Here is a 3,291-nt window from a genome sequence, read left to right as displayed (position 1 = left end):
AGCGAATGTTTAGCCTTTATTTTGCCCTTAACTGACAAGCTTACCATCCAGCAGGGAGCGGGACGAATTGCAGCGTCATTTGGGGCGAAGCTCAGCCGCCCCTGTGCCACCGAAGCCTCCTGTATTCTTGGCCCCCAGAGTTTTTTCCCCCGAGCCGCCCATATTTGGCACCACCGCATCGAGTTGAGACAAAAGTTTTCCAATTTCACGGTGTATGCTAGGCAATTGCCGCACAACCAGTTTTCCCGTTACACCCCGAATATATACATCTTGCTGATTCCAGCTTTTGGGTTCAACCAATGTTTTAACGACTTCAGCCACTTCCTGCGGCGTCATGGCGGGGGCGTTGGGTGTGCTGGTACGTAATAGATAAACTTTAATCGCCAAAGTTTCCGGTTCTTTCGGTCTGGCAGGCTGCTTTGTCGCTTCCTCCTGCTGCTTGTGATGCAGCTCGCGCAATTGGCTTAATAAGTTGGCAATTCGGTCGTGAATTTCCTGATTTTGCGACACCACCAACAAAGCGCCATTGCCATATTCTTCCAACGTTCCCGGACCGCCTTGATCACTCCAACTGAGCGGCGCAATATTGTTTGTAATGTTGCCAACGAGCATTACGGTTTGACTCGTTGTAGGATCTTCTTCGGAATCGTCCCCGGCGGTTTCCCCGCGTGAAAGCACATCTGCGATCGGATACAACGCCAGCATCAACATTGAATCAGCTTTTTCGCGCGTGGTGATTAGAAGTACTTCGTTACCGACCACCCATGTAAGATTACACGTGTGCAATATTCGGTCGAGCGCGGAACGCAGAGTAATATCTTTCGCGGTAAAGCTGATAAGGAATGTTGCCGGATCAACGCCAGCATCTTTGAGCGCGGCGGAATCAATATAAAATTTGACATGCTGCGTCTGCCGCAAATCGTCTAATACAGCGGCTAGTGAGATGGCGTCAAAATTTAAATTCACCTTGGAAAGCAGTATATTTCGGATTGCTTCATCCGCGGGCATCGCGCCGAACACAATGGAGCTGCCCGATTTTCCAACCGGGTCGCTGTCATTAAATTTTCTGATGCTCGCCAACAGCCAGGCAATTTGTTCATGCAATTCGCTCGATTGCGTTACAACCAGCGTACCCAACGGCCCTCGCTGCAAAGTTCCTGGCCCTCCTTGCTTAGTCCAGGTTTGCGGTGCAATGGTCGTGCACAGCATATTAATTAGGCTGTCGTAATCTGGCTGACATTTATCATCGTGCATCAGAACGTCACGCACGTCGTATGCCACGGTTTCTAAGGTCGCATCAGCTTGTTCTTTGGTTATGATTAAAAGCACTTCATCTTTGATAACGAACGAGAGATTCAATTGAGCAAGCATCAGATGTAGCGCCGACCGCAGCGTAATATCCTTGACGTTGAAGGAAATCAGGGTGGTATTAGGATCCGATCCTTCGCTTTTCTTCGCGGTTGCTTCAAATTGAATTTCAAGGTGATGCTTTTCTCTGATGTAATTTACGACATCCGTAAGAGGCACTTGATCGAACGCCAATATAGTTTTATTTCTGAGTTCGTCTTGAATAGCTTTCTCACCCGTGCGCAAAATGAATGGAGAAGCAGTCTTAGCGCTCGCCCCCTCACTCGTGGAAGTTTTTTGCTCCTCGGCACCGGTGGGATTGGGCACCCCAAAATTTATTCCGATGGCGATGAAAACAGCGGCCAGCGTAACAAACGTGCGTGTCATGGCCCTTCCCTTGTAAGAACAACGTTCTGGGTGGGTGATGCGACTTTTAGAGTAAGTGCCGCATTTTCGAATTACAAGCAAATACCTCTGCGCCTAAATGTTGGCCGACAGTTTATTGCTTTGCCGCCGCTAGCACGTTCAATAGGCAGAATGGCTACCCGCGTAAGCCGGGCGATTGGCTGCTATCTGTATTAGTCCTTACATTTTGACCAATACCCAAATGTTAAACTTTAACGATTACGTCGGGAAAGGCACCCATCCGGGGCAGAGTATAGGGAAATCAGGGATAGGACCGAATTTAACGATATTAACGGCTGTGCCTTAAAGCGTGGCTGCAGCGATTATTCGGTTCAATATGGTCCCCTTTGCTCGGAAACCGGAATGGCTTGGATTGAGTCGGCAAAGTTAATAGTGTTCGTCGTTTGCCTTGCTGCAGCGGGCGAGATGCGCGCACACGATGCGCACGGGGATCAGACCGACAACCAACAGCTCACAACTCAAACTCAGGCGGATTCATTAAAAAACATTTCGACTGTTTTTGTTACAGATAGTTCAGAATCATCGCCGGCAACAGAAAACACCGTTCCAAGTTCGAGTGATACGCAACGATCAACTACTTCCTGTAATTCTACGCCGTTGTGGTGTCGAGATTCAATCGGTTTGCGAATCGACTTTAACCCGTTTGCCAATGCAGATTGTCCATCGCGCCGCTTCAATTTGGATTATGGGATTTCTTATCCTTTGCTTTCGACGGTAAATTCCGTGAATTCAATCTCGCTGATGCAACGGCCTGGTTTGGTTGCACCGACCGTCCAACTCGCACATTTTCTGGGGTCCAATTCGGAGGGCAAAAGCTTGGAGTCTGAAAAACTCCAGCAATGCATAGGCGAGTCACAAAATGGGTCAGACGATGATGTCGAGGATTCTGTTCAAACCGAAGCAATCGTCTTGCCGGCGCCTACAGCCGAGGAACAACTGTGGCTCCATTTCCCTTCAACATTGGACGGCAGCATCGTTATTGACCATGGGGTATTTAAGGCAGCGATGCAGCAGCCGCTGGCGCCATTGCAGCCCTTGCAGCCGGTGCAACCTCCATCGATCACGCCGTATGAGCCCAGTTTGCCCGGCGCGTTTGAAACATTAGGGACTACTTCTATTGCCGAGTTGGCCGCGACCGTCGGCGGAGGTCCCGCGCAGGGAGTCAGCCAGAGCCAAGCGCAAGCCATTGCTTCGACCGACATTGGTGGCTTGCTCCAATCTGCCAATTCGGTGCAAAGTGTAAATACAACTCGCCGTTCACCGGTTGCTTTGGCGCCCAATGTTCGCGGCTACGAATTCGGTCAGATCTACGCGCAAGCCACTGGTGCGTATTGGTTTCCAGTACGCGAAGACTTGGATTCAATGCTCAGCAAGATTGACCCCGGAATGATCCAAGAAGTTGTTGTTATTCCCGGCCCGTACGGTGTGCGCTATGGTGCCGGCCTTAGCTTCATCGACATCATTACTCAGGATACGCCGCGATATGATGATGGGCCGCAAAGCAGTTACCGCGCCAAT

General features: G+C 50.1%; 2 protein-coding genes. One reads left to right on the top strand and one right to left on the bottom strand.

Annotation, left to right across the window (positions count from 1 at the left end):
• Positions 1-75: 75 nt before the first annotated feature.
• Complete coding sequence (locus VFE46_05365; GenBank protein ID HZZ27419.1) at positions 76-1,815, bottom strand: hypothetical protein; 1,740 nt, start codon at positions 1,813-1,815, stop codon at positions 76-78.
• 300 nt (positions 1,816-2,115) lie between these two features.
• Between VFE46_05365 and VFE46_05360 the strand changes: the two genes are divergently transcribed.
• On the top strand, positions 2,116-3,291 hold a 1,176-nt coding region (locus VFE46_05360; GenBank protein HZZ27418.1), incomplete at its 3' end, for a hypothetical protein.

It is taken from the genome of Pirellulales bacterium, assembly GCA_035656635.1.
Lineage (GTDB): Bacteria > Planctomycetota > Planctomycetia > Pirellulales > JADZDJ01 > DATJYL01.
Note: the sequence above shows the minus strand (reverse complement) of the source record. Positions and strands in the feature narration are given on the sequence as shown.